Here is a 16,020-nt window from a genome sequence, read left to right as displayed (position 1 = left end):
TTGACAAGTCAATCTGACAAGTCAGATTTGACCGGTCAAAATTGACCCGTCAAGTACGAGAAAGCTTGACAGGTCAAATACTACCTGCTAAACTGAGTGTAACAAGTAAATAATGCTTTGCAGGACTGACGGATTCGTGGAATTGACCACATGTACTGCAGAGTTTTTAACGCCGACCGTCTGGGCAGAGAGTTTTTGTCCAGGCGGTTTTTGTTTGGATGAAAGCTCTTTTTCTCGTTGCTGCCTGGCAGCAGAAAGGATGGTTTTCATGCGAAATCGTTGGCTTATTGCGTTAGCAGCTGTTGGTATTCACATATCCATCGGCAGTGTTTATGCTTGGAGTGTCCTGACGCGTCCTATCATGAACGAGATGGGATTTACGCTGGCGGAGACGACGTGGACGTTTTCTCTGGCAATCCTGTTTCTCGGCACATCGGCTGGTTTCCTCGGCCGCTTTGTCGAAAAACACGGACCGAAGAAGAGCGGCCTTCTGGCCATGCTGTTTTTGGGTACGGGCATGTTTGGCACGGCGCTGGCGCTGCAGCTGCACAGCCTTACGCTCTTGTATCTTTTCTACGGTGTCATTGGTGGTATCGGCCTTGGCGTCGGCTATATCACGCCGGTGTCGACGCTCGTCAAGTATTTCCCCAATCATCGCGGCTTTGCAACCGGCCTTGCCATCATGGGCTTTGGCTTTGCTGCGCTCGTGGCAGGGCCCGTCATGCAGTTTTTGGTGGCACGCGTCGGTCTTGTCAATAATTTCCTGATTCTGGGTGCGGTCTACATGATCCTCATGGGGGCGTCGGCCCTTTACTTGAAACCGCCCGTGCAGGAAACGGGCAAGGCACAGGTTACGCGTTTGCAGCATGGGGCTACAGCAGCTGAGGCCGTGAAGACCTGGCAGTTTGGTGCGCTTTGGTGGGTGTTCTTCGTCAACATCACCTGCGGCATCGGCTTGTTGGCCGTGGCCTCGCCGATGGCTCAGCAGGTTGTCGGCATGGATGCGGCGCAGGCCGCGTCGATGGTCGGCATCATTGGCCTTTTGAATGGCGGCGGGCGCATCGTCTGGTCGACGCTTTCCGATTATCTTGGCCGCGGGCTTACCTACATGGTGTTTTTCGCGCTCGAGGTCGGTGCATTTTATCTGCTGGCTGGCACGAGCGATGCGATGCTGTTCCAGCTGCTCGTGTTTTTGATCATCAGCTGTTATGGCGGCGGCTTTTCGTGCATGCCAGCCTATCTTTCTGATATCTTCGGCACGCGTGAGCTGAGCGCCATCCATGGTCGTGTGCTTACGGCCTGGGGCGTTGCCGGTGTCGTCGGTCCGACGATTGTCTCGTGGTTCTGGGAACATACGCACAGCTATACGACGACGCTGACGTTCTTTGCCGGCTGCTTTGTGCTCAACTTCCTGATTGCAACCGTGCTCAAGCTGCATGGCAGCCGTTCGTCTGGCCTCGTCAAGACGGCAAATACTTAAAAAATAACGACAGCCTCCCTTGGCAGGATTTTCCATTCCATACGCGAATACTAGCGTATAGTGAAGAAAATCATACATGCTAAGGGAGGTTTTTCTATGGGAATCCTGGAGTCCATCGGCAAGCGCCGCACGTATTATCAGATCAATAAGGAGCTGCCGGTTGCGGCAGAGAAAATCCGCGAGGTAGTGGAGCAGGCAACAGAGCTTACGCCTGATGCGTTCAACATGAAATCGGCCCGCGTTGTCGTCGCACTCGGTGTGAAACAGGACGCGCTTTGGGATGCTGTCTATGATGCGTTCGGCGGCAAGGTCGCACGCGAGAAGATTGACGGGTTCAAGGCTGGCGCTGGCACCGTGCTCTATTTCTATGATGAGGAAGTCGTCAAGAACCTGCAGGGCCAGTTCCCCATGTATGCGGAAAACTTCCCGATTTGGGCGCAGCAGGCAAATGGCATGCTGCAGTTCGCGATTTGGACGGCACTGCGCGATCTGGATGTCGGTGCCAATATCCAGCACTACAATCCAGTCATCGATAAGGCTGTGCAGAATTTGTTTGACCTGCCCGCATCGTGGAAACTCATCGCACAGATGCCGTTTGGCGGCATCGTCGCCGAGCCGGAGCCAAAGGAGAAGGAAGACATCGCCATTCGCGTCAAAGTACAGGCATGACGTTAAACGCTGATTGAAACAGGCTGAAGCAGGCTGAAGCAGTGCCAAACATAAATAAGGGTTGTCACGCATGTTGCTATCTTATCTGACAGCAAGTGGGTGACAACCCTATTTTAATCTGATATATCTACATCTGGTACGATATGAACGGTGTAATCCGGGTAGGCCTGCGCCAATTCTTCATAGAGAATGTTTAGACCTTCCTGGGGATTGATGTCAAAGCTCATAACTACATCAAACCGCATGTCTTTACTCTCAACTTCAACATAAAAGCCATGGAATTGTAATGCCCAGTCGTGGGCGAGTACCTTTTCCTGCACATCATTCCGTATTTTGGCTGTCTCGTTATCGTTGGTATTGTAGGAATATACCCCAACGCCAGCAAGGATGATGCCTGTCTGCTTATAGACGTTGGTCTCCAACCTGCGCGTGAGCTTGTCGACATCTTTGACGCTCATGGTATCGGGAAGCTCGATATGGACGGAAGCTAAATCCTTGTTGGGGCCGTAGTTGTATAGGACAAGGTCATAGGCACCACGCACCTCTGGCTCGGCGCTCAGGATAGCCTTGATTTGTTTTGCTAGTTCCTTGTCAGCACGTTTTCCCAGGATTTCGTCCAAGGTTTCCCGTATCATATCGATGCCGGATTTTATGATAAAGCCAGAGATGATTGCACCCACATAGGCTTCCAAAGAGATGCCGGTAGTGAGAAAGAGGATGGCCGAAACCAGCACGGAGAAGGAAAGAACCGCATCGAACATGGCGTCCGCCCCAGAGGCAACAAGGGAGCCGGAGTTTACTTTTTCGCCCTGCGCTTTTACATATTTCCCCAGGACAATCTTTACAACCACGGCAGCCGCAATGATGACAAGGGCAATCGTGTCGTAGTCCGGCACCTCGGGGTTAAAGATTTTCTTTACAGATTCTACGGCAGAGGTGATACCCGCATAGAGCACAATCCCCGCCACAGTCAAGGCACTCAAGTATTCAATCCGGCCATAGCCGAGGGGATGTTCCTTGTCCGGCAGTTTTCCTGCTAGTGTTGTTCCCACAATCGTGATGATGGACGAAAGGGCGTCCGACAGATTATTTACCGCATCGAGGATTACGGCAATCGAATTGGACATAAGCCCGATCGCTGCCTTGAACGCTGCCAGAAGCACATTGGTCAGGATGCCAATGATGCTGGTTTTGATAATGATGCTGTCGCGATTGGCTGTGGTTGTTTCGGTGGGCGATGTGATGTCACGCATAGAGTATTCCTCCTTTATGTTTACTGGTGAATCTGCTGTTTGTTTCGACAAAAAAGGGAAAACACCTTCATAATATCCCATGAAGGAATCGGCCGATTTTCCTTGAATACTTATAGTTGTCAAAAGGGGGATGTTTTATGTATAAGAGAAAGAAACGGAAACTAAAAGCGGCGGTATGTCTCGGAAGTCTGCTGGCCATGGGGGCACTCGGCGGTGTCTGTGGTGCTGAGGGGAATGCATCGACTGTCGTGACGATGCCCAAGGTCATGGAAAATGGCAAGACCATCGATGTCTACTACCGCAAGGGACTTTCGCCTGAGGCGGCAAGAGCCCGCGGCAGCGTCTTCAAGACGGAGTCGATGATCTTGAAAGCTGGTACGGTGCGCATGCCAGGGGCAAAACCACTCAGCTGTGACATCCTGTTTGAAAAGGATGTGCCGGTTACGCTGCGCGATGGCACGGTCATCTACACAGATATCTTCCGTCCTGTCGATGAGGCAAAGCATCCGGCCATCATGGCGTGGAGTCCTTATGGCAAGGAAATTGGCGGGCAGTGGCTTGACGATGTGCCGGGGCGCTCGGGGGTGCCCGTAGATGCCGTGTCAGGCCTGCAAAAATTCGAGGGCCCGGACCCTGCGTACTGGGTCGCTCATGGCTATGTCATCATCAATCCCGACAGCCGTGGTGCCTATGAGTCGGGCGGCAATCTCAATTACTGGGGGGCTGAGAACGCCAACGATGGCAAGGATACCATCGAATGGGCGGCTAAACAGCCCTGGTCAAATGGCAAGATTGGCATGTCGGGCAATTCGTGGCTGACGGTTTCGCAGTGGTTCATCGCAGGCGAGCAGCCGGAGCATCTGGCGGCCATTGCGCCTTGGGAGGGCTTTGTCGACCATTTCCGTGAGACAGCCAACCGCGGCGGCATCGCCAACCCCGTCTTTCCGGAACTCATCTTCGGCACGTTTGCAAGCCGCAATCTCATCGAGGATCAGCCGCGCATGGTCGTCACGCATACGCTGATGGATGACTACTGGCAGGATAAGATTGCCAAGCTCCAGAACATTCATATCCCTGCTTATGTCGTGGCCAGCTACACGAACCCTGTGCATACGCATGGCACGTTTGCAGGATTCCGCCAGATTCCGAGCAAGGATAAATGGCTGCGCGTCCATAACACCAACGAGTGGATGGACTACTATCAGCCTGAGCCTGTCGAGGAGTTGCGCAAGTTCTTTGACCATTATCTCGGCGGCGTGGATAACGATTGGGAAAAGACGCCGCGCGTGCGCATCTCGGTCTTAGACCCAGGCCATGAGGATGTCGTTGACCGCGTCGAGAAGGATTTCCCGTTGCCGCAGACGCGTTATGAAAAGCTCTACCTGCAGGCCGATAACTCGCTGAGTGCTAAGCCTGCGGCCAAGGCGGCAAGCGTCGCGTATCCGGTCAGCCAGCCGTTTGGCACGTCGTTTACCATGACGTTTGACAAGGACACGGAGCTTACGGGCTATACGAAACTCCATGCCTATGTTGAGGCGGACGGCTCGGATGATATGGAGCTTGTCGTATTGACCGAAAAGCTCGATAAGGATGGCAAGCAGATTCCCGATAAGATGACCGGTCAGCCGATCCAGTCCATGGGATTCCTGCGCGTATCGCAGCGCGCGCTCGACAAGAAACTCTCGACGGATTACGACCCGGTACTGGCAAGTACCAAAGAGGAACTCTTACAGCCAGGTCAGGTTGTGCCCGTCGATATCGCCATCTGGCCGATGGGCATGAAATACCATAAGGGCGAGAAACTGCGGCTGACGATTGCGCCGTATCAGGCGCCGGATCGCAACACGGTGCCGCCGTTTGGCAAGGCCAAGGTCACGGTTCCGGCTGACGGCTATACGTATGATCCGGCAAAACCAGTAGCGATGAAGACGCTCGGCGGCAATGAAACGGAGGTCGGTGCTCCGCAGGATGTTGTTGCGGTACCGCCTTCGCGCAATAAGGGGAAACATATCCTGCATGTAGGCGGCAAGTACGCCAGCTACTTGCAGGTGCCAGTAATCCGCGAAAAGTGAGACTGACAGGAGGGCAATACCGCTATGAATAAGTCAGGCTTGATACTGCTGGTCCTGGTGGCTTTTGTGGCTGTCTTTGGTATCAGCACCTACAACTCGGTCAAGAGTGCACGGATTGAGATTGACGCGCAGTATGGACAGGCAGAAAATCCTTGCCCTTGGCGAAGACCTTGACCAGCGCTTTGGGGCGCAGCTCGTGGTCGTGACCGTGGACACGCTGGCTGGCGAAGCTATCGAGTCGTATGCCAACCGCCTGTTCCGCACCTGGGGCATTGGCGACGCGCAGAAAAATAACGGTGTGCTGCTGCTGATTGTAAAAGATGACCGCAAGTTCCGTGTCGAAGTCGGCTATGGTCTTGAGGGGGCAATCACTGATGGTTTTGCCGGTGAAGTGCTCGATGATATGAAACCGAAATTCAAGGACGGCGAATATTCAGCGGGCATAAGCAGTGCCTATCAGCGCCTGGCCAAGAAGATTTACACTGAGTATGATACCGCACCGCCCGAGGCGCTGCAGTTAAGCAATGACGAGGATGGGGAGCTGATTGAACTCATCATCACGGCAGCCTTGTTCCTGCTCATAGGGCTCTGCGTGTTGTTCTTCGGTCCCATCACGAGCTTTTTGGCATCGTTCGTCCTCATGGTGCTGTTCTTTGTCGGCAATGCGCTGCTCTACATTATTTCACTCGGCCATTGGGGCAGTTTCTCGTTTGGCAGCGGCTCGCGTAGTTTTTCTGCTGACGACAGCGGCTCGGACTATGACAGCTCCAGCAGCTCGGATTCCGATGACTCCGGCGGCTATGGCGGCGGCAGCTCAGGCGGCGGTGGTGCCTCGGGCGGCTGGTAAGCATGACTTGAAATGTGGACAGCGATAAGGACCTGATACTTTTTGTATCGGGTTCTTTTCTTTTTCGGGACAGTAAACAGCTGTTTTATGATATACTGGTTAAAGATTTTGCGATATAAGAGGGAGTGGTAGATTATCTATGCGTAAGAGAGATTTTGAAAATACGGATGAGTTACTGCACCTGTTGGAACGTATTGCGAAAGAATCACCAACGTTTCAGCGGATTGCTTTGTACATCGAAAAGAATTACCTGAAAGTCGTTTTTTTGACAGCAAGTGAAATGGCTGAACAGATGGGGGTAAGCCAGGGCAGCGTGTCGCGTTTCTTCATGACCTTGGGCTATCATGGCTATAATGATTTTCTGCGCAATTTGCAGCAGGTGGTATCTGAACAGCTGACGGCCCCAAGACGCTTGGCATATAGCCGTGAGCGGGGGCGTCAGCAATGGAATGGTCTTTTGGATAAGGAAATCCAGAATATATTGGCCTTGGATGATATCTTGCAGGAAGCAGCTAGTAAAAAGATAATCCAGATCTTACAATCGCCGGCGCCGCTGTATCTTGTTTCAGCCCGGATGTCGGCGACAATCCTGCCGTATATCGCCTATATCCTGAAGAAAATGCGCGAAAATGTCTTTGTAGCAACGCCGGGGACAATGGAATGGGAACAGCTGGAGTTATGCCAGCCGACAGATATCAATATCCTTGTCGTGTCTTTTCCCCGTTATGCCAATGAGCTCATACGGAAATGCAAGGAACTTCATCAGCGAGGATTCTCGCTGCAGCTTGTGACTGACAGCCGGTTGTCGCCATTGAATCGCTACGCGGATGCAGCGGTTTTTATCAACGTGGTAACCTCGTCTGTGTTTGATTCATATAGTGCGCCGCTTACTTACTTCAATCTGCTATTGCGCGAGACAGCAGCGGGGATACCGGGAATCCAGGAACGCTTGGAGGCAGTGGAAGCGATGGAAGAGCGGTATCATGTATACTTTACAAAAAGAGTATAAACATATTGACATAGCGTGGTATATGTGTTAATTTATACACATGCAAAGGACAAAGTGGTCTGATATGGACATATCAGTCGCTTTGCCTTTTTTATTTCCTTTTGGTGAACAATGGCGTTCGAGGCAACATTTTTGTCTCGACGCTTTTTTATTTAGCCTAAGATAAATGGTTTCATCAACTAAAGGAAATATAAAATGTTTCATCAATGGCAGCCGGTTGCGGTGAGAAAGAGAGGAAATATGGTTTATTTAGATGGGAATTCTTTAACGTTAGAAGAAGTCATACGCGTTGCCTGTGAAGGCGAGGCGGTAGAGCTGAGTCCTGAGGGGAAAGAACAGATCGTTGCAAGCCGCAAGATTGTCGATGGCATCCTGGAGGAGGAAAAGCCTGTTTATGGTGTTTCGACAGGATTCGGCGATTTTAGCAAGGTGTTCATCAAAAAGGAAGAACGCTCGAAGCTGCAGCGGAATCTGATCTTGAGTCACGCAACAGGCGTGGGAACCCCCTTAGACCAGGAAGTCGTCCGGGCTGCCATGGTATTGCGGGCAAATTCCTTGGCGAAAGGGTATTCAGGAATCCGGTTAGATACAGTAAACCTATTGCTGGAGCTTTTGAATCAGAAAATCACACCAGTTATTCCCTGCAAGGGGTCTGTCGGTGCCAGCGGCGATTTAGCACCGCTTTCGCATATGGTCCTGGTGATGCTCGGCGAAGGCGAGGCCTATGTTGACGGCAAGCGGATGTCAGGGCGGGAGGCATTGGAAGCCAAGGGCCTGTCACCGGTCGTATTGAGCGGCAAGGAAGGCCTGGCGCTGATCAACGGCACGCAGATCATGACGGCTGTTGGCTGTATTGCCTGGAAAGAAGCCGTGAATCTCATGAAGGCCGCTGATATAGCCGCAGCGTTGAGTCTGGAAGGACTGAAGGGAACCCGTGCTGCCTTTGATCGGAGAATCAGTCTGGTGCGGCCATATCCTGGCCAGTTGGCGACGACAGAAAATATATTGAAACTGACGGAGGACAGTGCCATCATTGCCTCGCATAAGCATTGCCATAAAGTCCAGGATGCCTATTCCCTTCGTTGCGTACCACAGGTTCATGGAGCATCGAAAGAGGCACTGGCACAGGCCACGCGGACGTTGCATATCGAGATCAATGCGGTTACGGATAATCCGCTGATTATGCCCGATACCGGCGAGGCCATTTCCGGGGGCAATTTTCATGGGCAGCCGATTGCCTTGGTTATGGATTATTTGAAACTGGCGATTGCTGAACTGGGAAACATCTCTGAACGCAGAACCAATCGTCTGCTGGATATGCATCTTAGTGATTTGCCAGCATTCCTTACTGCTTTTCCAGGCGTGGATTCAGGGTTGATGATTACGCAGTATGTAGCCGCATCCTTGGTATCGGAAAACAAGGTCTTGGTCCATCCGGCAAGTGCGGATTCCATTCCGACATCAGCCAATCAGGAAGACCATGTCAGCATGGGAACGATTGCCGCGCGGCAAGTGCGGGAAATCCTTGACAACGTGCTCAATGTGCTGGCCATTGAGGTCATGGCAGCTGCGCAGGGCATTGATTTCCTGAAACCATTGCAGCCGGGCAAGGGTACAGGAGCTGCACATAAAGCGGTGCGGGCTATCCTGCCGCATTTGGAAAAAGACCGGTTCTTGTCACCGGAAATCAAAGCAATCCATGATTTCATTGCCAGTGGTAAGCTCGTCAAAATGGTTGAAACAGAAACAGGTTCATTGAAGGTTTGATATTTCGTTCAGGAGGGACAGAAAATGAAAAGATTATTTATGCTAGCAACGATGGTCGTATTTAGTTTGGTTGCTTTAGCTGGCTGTGGCGGCAATCAGGCAGCAGAGTCTGGCTCGTCGTCAGGCAGTGGTTCGGGAAAGATTGTCGTGGGGCTTGATGACAATTATCCGCCGATGGGCTTTAAGGATGAAAACAATGAAATAACAGGATTTGATGTCGATGTAGCCAAAGAGGCAGCAAAGCGTTTGGGACGCGAAGTAGAATTCAAGGCAATTGATTGGGATAGCAAGGAAGCAGAGCTGAAGAGCAAACGTGTCGATGTGCTTTGGAATGGTCTGGACATTACCGAAAAGCGCAAGGAGAATATGGCATTCTCGGAACCATATATGGAAAATCGTCAGATTGTCTTTGTGCGGAAAGATAAGGCAGACAGCATCAAATCCGTTGAAGATCTGCAGGGCAAAGTTGTAGGCACTCAGAGCGGTGGTACTGCCGAGGAATATATCGATGAACATCAATCGTTCAAACAGGGCATGAAAGATGTCAAGAAATATACGGACTATATTTCGGCGTTCATGGATCTTGAAAATGGCCGTCTTGATGCGATTGTCGCCGATGAGATTACTGGACGTTATTATATGAGCAAACATCCGGAAAATTTAGCAGCACAGGAAATCGTTGTCGGCCCCATCAGTGATTTTGGCATTGGGTTCCGGAAAGAAGATACGGAACTTCGTGCCGAGGTACAGAAAGTCATGGATGAGATGAAGGCCGATGGTACGCTGGCCAAGATTTCGGAAAAGTGGTTTGGCAAGGATATCATGAAGAAATGATTCGCTGGTAGGGGGCATAGCTATATGGACAAGATTCTGCAGTATTTACAGCCTATGTTGGAAGGATCGGAGGTAACACTGGAGATTTTCCTGCTTACCTTTATCATGGTATTGCCAATTGGCTTGCTCGTAGCGTTAGGAAGGACAGCGAAGTGCCGTCCGCTGCAGTGGCTGCTCGAACTATATATTTGGGTCATGCGTGGGACACCGCTTATGCTGCAGCTTTTATTTGTCTATTTCGCTTTGCCGCTGGCAGGAATCAAATTGCCAGATATGGTTGCAGCACTATTGTCCTTTACGCTCAACTATACGGCATATTTTGCGGAGATATTCCGGGCCGGCATCCAATCGATTGGCAAAGGACAATATGAAGCGGCGAAGATGCTCGGGATGAGCTATTCTCAGACGATGTGGCGCATCATTGTTCCACAGATGGTGCGCAGGGTACTGCCGCCAATGAGCAATGAAACCATCAATCTCGTAAAAGATACTTCTTTGATTTACATTTTGGCTATGAATGATTTGTTGCGTGCTGCCCGTACAATTGTCCAGCGGGAGTTCGATATGACGCCATTTGTCGTGGCAGCTGGTTTTTATCTATTGATGACATTTGTGCTGACCTGGATGTTCAAGCGTTTAGAGGCATATTTCAGCCAATATGAATAGGAGGGGACGTAATGAAAAAGAAGATGATAAATGCGCATGGTATCCGTAAACAGTTCCATGGACAAAACGTTTTATCCGGTATCGATGTCGAAGTCGAGCAGGGTGATGTCCTGGCTATCATCGGTCCCAGCGGCTCAGGAAAATCAACCCTTCTTCGCTGCCTGAACCGCCTGGAGGAAGTCGATGGCGGCTGGATCCAGATTGAAGGCGATATGTTTGTTCAGGAAAATGATATTGGCGAGGTCATATATGCGCCAAAGGAGAAATCAAAAGAAATCCAAGGTCGTATGGGGATGGTTTTCCAGCAATTCAATCTATTCCCGCATATGACTGTCATGGGGAATCTGCTCGAAGCGCCGATTCATGTAAAGAAACAGCCGAAAGAAGAAATCCTGCCACTGGCAGAAGACTTGTTGGCGCGCGTGGGGTTGTCGGATAAGAAGGACGCTTATCCGAGCCAGCTTTCCGGCGGGCAGCAGCAACGTGTGGCGATTGCCAGAGCGCTGGCGATGCAGCCAGATATCATGCTTTTCGATGAACCAACATCGGCACTCGATCCGGAGCTTACTGGCGAGGTGCTGCATACGATGCGCGAATTGGCCGAGGAACATATGACGATGGTGGTGGTGACCCATGAGATGAATTTTGCTCGCGAAGTTGCAAATAAGGTCTTGTTCATGGCCGATGGAAATGTCGTGGAAGCCGGGACGCCGGAAGAAATCTTTGACCACCCACAGCGGCAGCGTACACAGGATTTTTTGCGGAATATGCTGTGACAGGCGTGAAAAGGTGATGAAAGCATGGCAGAAGGTATAAAGATAAACCGGCAGCGTTTGTTGGCGCGTCTTGACGCGCTCAGCAGCATAGGCCGGAATGATGAAGGCGGCATTGACCGCCAGTTGGGGAGTTTGCCCGATGAAGAGGCGCGGGCGTGGCTGACACAATGCTGGCAAGAGTCGTTGGGGCTGACGGTTGAAACAGATGGCATTGCCAATCTATGGGGCAAGCAAGCGGGAAAAGACGGCAAGCGTCCGATTGTCCTGGGGTCGCATCATGATACGGTTCCAAATGGCGGCAAGTATGATGGAGCCTTGGGGGTGCTGCTGGGCACAGAAGTCCTGCAGACCTTGCAGGAACAGCAGGTGGAACTAGCGCATCCGCTTTGGCTGCTTTCCTTTACGGGAGAGGAGCCAAATGATTTTTCGGTATCGACGCTAGGGTCAAAGGTTATCGCGGGACGGCTTACCGCAGATGATGTCAGGAAAATGAAGCATCGCAAGACTGGTGAGTCCTTGCCGGATGCCTTGAAACGCTTGGGCGGCGATATCGATAAGGTCGATGCCGCACGCTTAGGAACAGATGCATTGGCCGCATTTTTAGAGTGTCATATCGAACAGGGGCGTGTGCTTTATGATGAGCAGCATGCTGTGGCAGCAGTTTCCTGCATAACGGGCATTTATCGGGAAGTCATTACGGTTTGCGGTGAGGCTAATCATGCTGGTACGACACAGCCAAAGGACAGGCGTGATGCCTTAGCGGCAGCAGCAGAAGTCGTTTTGGCGGCCGAAGCCATCATGAAAGATCCGGCCTTTGCTGGTGTATCGGTTACGATAGGCAGGCTGACACTGACGCCAAATGCGTCAAACATCATTCCCGGAAACGTGGTCATGACGTTTGATATGCGGACTGCTGATGCAGAACTGCGCCAAAAAGCATTGGCGTTATGGCAGGGGAAGCTCCGCGACATCAGCAGCCGCCGCGCGGTAAACATACAGCGGGAGATGAATCTTGACCAGCCGGAGAAAAAGATGGATGATATGGTAATCCAGGCTTTGGAAGATGCTGCATCTGCAAATGGACAGGAGCCGGAAGCCTTGGTGAGTATGGCTGGTCATGATGCGGCGAATATGGCCAGGGTGACGAAAGCTGGCATGCTCTTTGTACAGACTATAAACGGTTACAGTCATTGCCCGCAGGAAGAAGCTGCGGCAGATGCAATCGAAATCGCTGCCAATACCATGTTGGAAGCTGTTCGTATACTGGATAGGAGATTGGATGCGTATGACAGTTAAAATCATTGAGCCATTGTTTTGCTTTTGGGAAGGGAAACTCCAGCCAGATTTAGGGGTCGTAGTTGCAGAGGGAACAATTGTTGCTATCGGGGCGGCCAAAGATATGGAAAGAAAATATCCTCAGCATGAAGTGATTCGTTGGGAAGAGCTCGCACTTGTTCCAGGAACCGTCAATGCGCATAATCACAGCTTTCAGAGTTTATTGCGCGGGATAGCTGCCGATCGTCCTTTCTTGGAATGGCGCGATGAATCCCTCTATAAATATTCGCCCAAGATGCGGCCTGAGGATATTTATACAGGTGCCTTGTTCGCCTTTGCTGAGATGATGAAATGCGGTGTCACTACCGTATGCGATTTCTTTTATTTACACAACAATGGAATCGCTGGGGATGAAGCAGTCATCCGCGCTGCCCAGGATGTTGGCATACGGCTGGTGCTGGCACGTACCATGTATGATTGGCAGGGGGCACCAGCTGGCTATGTGGAAAGTGTGCAGCAAGCTTACGATAATACCGAACAGCTCATGAAAACGTATAACGGGGAGATGACTAAGGTACTTCCGTCACCGCACAGCCTGCATGCGGCAAGTCCCGCGATGATAAAAGCTGGTTGGACTTTGGCCAAGGCGTATAACACGCCATTTCATATCCATGTGTCAGAGGAACGGTTTGAAGTGGAAATGGTGCGCAAGGAGTACGGCACGACACCTTTACGCTATCTGGATCAGTTGGGGGTAGCCGATGCACGCATGTGCATGATACACGGTGTCTGGCTGGAGCCAGACGAAATCGAGCTCATGGGGAAACGCGGCTGCAAGCTCATATATTGTCCCTCCAGCAATATGTTTTTAGCAGATGGCATTACCGATATCCCGGCACTGATGAAACAGCAAGTGACGATTGCCCTAGGCAGTGATGGTGCCTGCGGGAATAATCGCATCAGTGTTTTTGAAGAAATGCGGATGGTAGCATTATTGCAAAAAGCGAGGACTTTGGATGCGCTCTGCGTCAATTATCATGACGCCATGGCGATGGGAACAGAGAATGGCGCAACTGTCCTCGATTTGCCGATTGGTGAAGTCGCCGTTGGTAAAAAAGCCGATTTTGTGGGAGTACGGTTATCCGATTTTTCGTTGCAGCCACTTAGCTCGGCCGGACAGTTCCTGCCCAATCTTGTCTACTCGCTGCAGCCCACGGCCATTGACCGGGTTATGGTCAATGGCATAGAAACCGTACGCGGGGGGCAACTTCAAAAGAAGACGGAAGAATGTATCGTAGAGCAAGTGCAGAAAACAATGAAGTATTTGGAAGCATGAGGAGTTGGAAAAAATGCGTGAAGAAAAAATTTATGCGATAGAGCCGGAAAAAGAATTGCCGGAAAAACCGCGTTTTGAGCCTGGTATCCGCCGGGCGCCATCGCGTGGTTTTCATTTGACCAAGGCGCAGACGGAGGTTGCCTTGAAGAATGCGCTGCGGTATGTCGATCCAAGCCTGCACGAAGCATTGATTCCGGAATTCCTCGAAGAATTGACTACTTATGGGCGGATTTATGCGTATCGGTTCCGGCCGCAGGGGCGTATCTTCGGCAAACCAATCGATGCATATCAGGGAAATTGTATCGAAGGCAAAGCGTTTCAGGTCATGATGGACAATAACCTGGATTTTGAGGTGGCGCTTTATCCGTATGAGTTGGTAACGTATGGCGAAACAGGAAGTGTCTGCCAGAACTGGCTGCAGTATCGTCTGATCAAAAAATACCTGCAGGTCATGACTGCTAAACAGACGCTCGTAATAGAGTCTGGTCATCCGTTGGGGCTTTTCAAGTCGCACCCGAATGCACCGCGCGTTATCATCACAAATGCTCTGATGGTAGGTATGTTTGACAACCAGAAGGATTGGGAAATCGCTGAGGAGATGGGCGTGGCCAATTATGGGCAGATGACAGCCGGCGGCTGGATGTATATTGGCCCGCAGGGCATTGTTCATGGTACCTATAATACTTTGCTCAATGCTGGCCGCTTGCATCTAGGGATTCCGCATGATGGTGATTTGCGCGGCAAGCTGTTTGTAAGTTCCGGTCTTGGCGGGATGAGTGGCGCCCAGCCTAAGGCGGTTGAAATCGCCAATGGCATCGGTGTTATTGCCGAGGTCGATGTATCACGTATCGAAACGCGCAGGAAACAAGGGTGGGTGAAAGAAAGTTATGATGACCTCGATGCTGTTTTCGGTTCGGTAAGGCGGCATCAGCAGGCAGGAACAGCAGTGTCCATTGCCTATCATGGCAATGTGGTTGACTTGCTCGAGTATGTGGTGGCTCACCATATCCATGTGGATTTATTGAGCGATCAGACGTCTTGCCATGCAGCTTATGATGGTGGTTATTGCCCACAGGGGATAAGCTTTGCGCAGCGCACAGCGATGCTGGCCGATGACCGCGAAGGCTTTGTGGACAAAGTCAAGGAAAGCCTTTGCCATCACTATGAGCTCATCAAGGCTTGTGTAGCAGATGGTACGTACTTCTTTGACTACGGGAATGCCTTCCTGAAGGCTGTGTACGATGCCGGAGTAAAAGAACTGTCCAAAAATGGAATCGATGATAAGGATGGTTTTATCTTACCCTCTTATGTAGAAGACATCATGGGGCCGCAGCTGTTTGATTATGGCTATGGCCCGTTCCGCTGGGTCTGCCTCAGCGGTAAACAGGCAGATTTGATTGCTACCGACAAGGCGGCGATGGCTTGCATCAATCCGGCGCGGCGTTATCAGGACCTTGACAATTATAATTGGATCCGTGATGCAGAAAAGAACCAGCTGGTGGTAGGAACGCAGGCGCGCATTTTATATCAGGATGCGGAAGGCCGTATGCGGATTGCGTTGAAATTCAATGAACTTGTCCGTGAAGGCAAGATTGGCCCGGTCATGATTGGCCGTGATCATCACGATGTCAGTGGCACGGATTCGCCGTTCCGTGAAACGGCAAATATCAAGGATGGCAGCAATGTCATGGCCGATATGGCCGTCCAATGTTTTGCCGGAAATGCTGCTCGTGGCATGAGCCTTTGTGCCTTGCATAATGGCGGCGGTGTTGGTATCGGCAAATCCATAAATGGTGGTTTTGGTTTGGTCTTGGATGGCAGTTCGCGCGTGGATGAAATCATTCGCAGTGCCATGCTTTGGGATGTTATGGGCGGTGTGGCTCGTCGCAGCTGGGCACGCAACGAGCATTCGCTGGAAACGGTGCGGAAATATAATGAAGATTATGCGGACGAAAGCCATATCACAGAACCATGTCTGGCTGATGGTGCTGCTGTCGCAGCAGCAGTAGAAAAATATTTCTCCAAGGTGAGGTGAG

14 protein-coding genes and 1 riboswitch are annotated in these 16,020 nt (G+C 51.2%); of the genes, 13 read left to right on the top strand and 1 reads right to left on the bottom strand.

The features are described from left to right. Nucleotides 1-111: 111 nt before the first annotated feature. A riboswitch (ZMP/ZTP riboswitch) is annotated at nt 112-193 on the top strand. A gap of 75 nt (nt 194-268) precedes the next feature. Together FZ040_RS02290 and FZ040_RS02285 are read left to right on the top strand one after the other, a co-directional pair. Then, the gene (locus FZ040_RS02290; protein ID WP_149170508.1) at nt 269-1,480 is read left to right on the top strand and encodes an L-lactate MFS transporter; all 1,212 of its coding nucleotides are present in this window, start codon (nt 269-271) and stop codon (nt 1,478-1,480) included. A gap of 96 nt (nt 1,481-1,576) precedes the next feature. Then, a complete protein-coding gene (locus tag FZ040_RS02285; RefSeq protein WP_149170507.1) occupies nt 1,577-2,149 on the top strand; it encodes a nitroreductase family protein in 573 nt (190 codons plus the stop codon). Between the two features lie 113 nt (nt 2,150-2,262). On the opposite strand, the gene FZ040_RS02280 is transcribed toward FZ040_RS02285, so the two are convergent. Then, nucleotides 2,263-3,402, bottom strand: a complete 1,140-nt coding sequence (locus FZ040_RS02280; RefSeq protein ID WP_149170506.1) for a cation diffusion facilitator family transporter — start codon at nt 3,400-3,402, stop codon at nt 2,263-2,265. A gap of 137 nt (nt 3,403-3,539) precedes the next feature. Here FZ040_RS02280 and FZ040_RS02275 point away from each other — a divergent pair, with 137 nt between their 5' ends. The 11 genes from FZ040_RS02275 (at nt 3,540) to hutU (ending at nt 16,019) form a co-directional block, all read left to right on the top strand. After that, on the top strand, nt 3,540-5,474 hold the full coding sequence (locus FZ040_RS02275; RefSeq protein ID WP_149170505.1) for a CocE/NonD family hydrolase: 1,935 nt from the start codon (nt 3,540-3,542) through the stop codon (nt 5,472-5,474). A gap of 24 nt (nt 5,475-5,498) precedes the next feature. Continuing rightward, a complete protein-coding gene (locus FZ040_RS02270; RefSeq protein WP_149170504.1) occupies nt 5,499-5,648 on the top strand; it encodes a LemA family protein in 150 nt (49 codons plus the stop codon). Then, nucleotides 5,608-6,321: a TPM domain-containing protein gene (locus tag FZ040_RS02265; protein WP_149170503.1), complete on the top strand. Its 714-nt coding sequence runs from the start codon at nt 5,608-5,610 to the stop codon at nt 6,319-6,321. The genes FZ040_RS02270 and FZ040_RS02265 overlap by 41 nt, the downstream gene beginning before the upstream one ends. A gap of 139 nt (nt 6,322-6,460) precedes the next feature. Further along, nucleotides 6,461-7,330, top strand: coding sequence for a MurR/RpiR family transcriptional regulator (locus FZ040_RS02260; protein WP_149170502.1), 870 nt, complete (start codon nt 6,461-6,463; stop codon nt 7,328-7,330). 240 nt (nt 7,331-7,570) lie between these two features. Further along, the gene (gene hutH / locus FZ040_RS02255; RefSeq protein ID WP_149170501.1) at nt 7,571-9,097 is read left to right on the top strand and encodes a histidine ammonia-lyase; all 1,527 of its coding nucleotides are present in this window, start codon (nt 7,571-7,573) and stop codon (nt 9,095-9,097) included. 24 nt (nt 9,098-9,121) lie between these two features. After that, nucleotides 9,122-9,931 (top strand): amino acid ABC transporter substrate-binding protein, encoded by an 810-nt coding sequence (locus FZ040_RS02250; RefSeq protein WP_149170500.1) that lies wholly within the window; start codon nt 9,122-9,124, stop codon nt 9,929-9,931. A gap of 24 nt (nt 9,932-9,955) precedes the next feature. Beyond that, a complete protein-coding gene (locus FZ040_RS02245; RefSeq protein ID WP_149170499.1) occupies nt 9,956-10,597 on the top strand; it encodes an amino acid ABC transporter permease in 642 nt (213 codons plus the stop codon). Between the two features lie 11 nt (nt 10,598-10,608). Beyond that, nucleotides 10,609-11,373, top strand: coding sequence for an amino acid ABC transporter ATP-binding protein (locus FZ040_RS02240; protein ID WP_304621456.1), 765 nt, complete (start codon nt 10,609-10,611; stop codon nt 11,371-11,373). A 24-nt stretch (nt 11,374-11,397) separates the two neighbouring features. Then, entirely contained in the window at nt 11,398-12,669 is a 1,272-nt protein-coding gene (locus FZ040_RS02235; protein WP_149170498.1) for a hydantoinase/carbamoylase family amidase, read from the top strand. Next, nucleotides 12,659-13,984: an amidohydrolase family protein gene (locus tag FZ040_RS02230; RefSeq protein WP_149170497.1), complete on the top strand. Its 1,326-nt coding sequence runs from the start codon at nt 12,659-12,661 to the stop codon at nt 13,982-13,984. Before FZ040_RS02235 ends, FZ040_RS02230 begins: the two co-directional genes overlap by 11 nt. Before the next feature lie 13 nt (nt 13,985-13,997). Continuing rightward, the gene (gene hutU, locus FZ040_RS02225) at nt 13,998-16,019 is read left to right on the top strand and encodes a urocanate hydratase (RefSeq protein WP_149170496.1); all 2,022 of its coding nucleotides are present in this window, start codon (nt 13,998-14,000) and stop codon (nt 16,017-16,019) included. The last annotated feature ends 1 nt before the right edge of the window (nt 16,020 follow it).

Origin of the sequence: Pseudoselenomonas ruminis (assembly GCF_008271295.1) — a bacterium.
In the GTDB taxonomy this organism is placed as follows: Bacteria; Bacillota; Negativicutes; order Selenomonadales; family Selenomonadaceae; genus Selenomonas_A; species Selenomonas_A ruminis.
This window is presented reverse-complemented; position numbering and strand designations above follow the sequence as displayed.

What these genes read in the sequence shown, in the direction of transcription:
- FZ040_RS02290 (WP_149170508.1), top strand. Translation starts at nt 269, where the DNA reads ATGCGAAATCGTTGGCTTATTGCGTTAGCAGCTGTTGGTATTCACATA.
- FZ040_RS02285 (WP_149170507.1), top strand. Translation starts at nt 1,577, where the DNA reads ATGGGAATCCTGGAGTCCATCGGCAAGCGCCGCACGTATTATCAGATC.
- FZ040_RS02280 (WP_149170506.1), bottom strand. Translation starts at nt 3,402, where the DNA reads ATGCGTGACATCACATCGCCCACCGAAACAACCACAGCCAATCGCGAC.
- FZ040_RS02275 (WP_149170505.1), top strand. Translation starts at nt 3,540, where the DNA reads ATGTATAAGAGAAAGAAACGGAAACTAAAAGCGGCGGTATGTCTCGGA.
- FZ040_RS02270 (WP_149170504.1), top strand. Translation starts at nt 5,499, where the DNA reads ATGAATAAGTCAGGCTTGATACTGCTGGTCCTGGTGGCTTTTGTGGCT.
- FZ040_RS02265 (WP_149170503.1), top strand. Translation starts at nt 5,608, where the DNA reads ATGGACAGGCAGAAAATCCTTGCCCTTGGCGAAGACCTTGACCAGCGC.
- FZ040_RS02260 (WP_149170502.1), top strand. Translation starts at nt 6,461, where the DNA reads ATGCGTAAGAGAGATTTTGAAAATACGGATGAGTTACTGCACCTGTTG.
- hutH (WP_149170501.1), top strand. Translation starts at nt 7,571, where the DNA reads ATGGTTTATTTAGATGGGAATTCTTTAACGTTAGAAGAAGTCATACGC.
- FZ040_RS02250 (WP_149170500.1), top strand. Translation starts at nt 9,122, where the DNA reads ATGAAAAGATTATTTATGCTAGCAACGATGGTCGTATTTAGTTTGGTT.
- FZ040_RS02245 (WP_149170499.1), top strand. Translation starts at nt 9,956, where the DNA reads ATGGACAAGATTCTGCAGTATTTACAGCCTATGTTGGAAGGATCGGAG.
- FZ040_RS02240 (WP_304621456.1), top strand. Translation starts at nt 10,609, where the DNA reads ATGAAAAAGAAGATGATAAATGCGCATGGTATCCGTAAACAGTTCCAT.
- FZ040_RS02235 (WP_149170498.1), top strand. Translation starts at nt 11,398, where the DNA reads ATGGCAGAAGGTATAAAGATAAACCGGCAGCGTTTGTTGGCGCGTCTT.
- FZ040_RS02230 (WP_149170497.1), top strand. Translation starts at nt 12,659, where the DNA reads ATGACAGTTAAAATCATTGAGCCATTGTTTTGCTTTTGGGAAGGGAAA.
- hutU (WP_149170496.1), top strand. Translation starts at nt 13,998, where the DNA reads ATGCGTGAAGAAAAAATTTATGCGATAGAGCCGGAAAAAGAATTGCCG.